This window comes from Comamonas sp. GCA5, from assembly GCF_036541385.1.
Taxonomy (GTDB): Bacteria; Pseudomonadota; Gammaproteobacteria; order Burkholderiales; family Burkholderiaceae_C; genus Comamonas; species Comamonas aquatica.
In genome coordinates this window covers 1-292 of the sequence record NZ_JAZHFR010000260.1, presented here as the reverse complement: position 1 = coordinate 292, position 292 = coordinate 1, and the positions used below count along the sequence as shown (strand labels likewise).

Below are 292 nucleotides of genomic sequence, written 5' to 3'. Positions count from 1 at the left end.
AGAACGTGTTTACGATCTCCTGAGCAGTAGGGCCAGGAAAGCCAAGTGGACGAACTGCAGGCTGGTGTTCAAGAGCCGCTCGCAGTTCTTCCATAGCCTCCTGTTCTTGTCCAGCCACGCAAAGCTGCGCTCGACGATCCAGCGCTTGGGCATGACCTTGAAGGTGTGCAGCTCACTCCTCTTGGCGATCTGCACCGTCACGTGCTCGCCCACAATCTCCTGCACACCCTGCTCAAAAGGCTTGCCGGTGTAGCCGCTGTCGCACAGCACACTTTGCACTCGGCCCAGGTTG

The 292-nt window shown here is 58.6% G+C and carries 1 protein-coding gene; it reads right to left on the bottom strand.

Going from position 1 to position 292, the window contains the following annotated elements; all coding sequences use genetic code 11:
• Positions 1–9: 9 nt before the first annotated feature.
• Positions 10–292: transposase (locus tag SJH88_RS19575; protein ID WP_274755432.1), on the bottom strand; the 283-nt coding region annotated here is incomplete at its 5' end.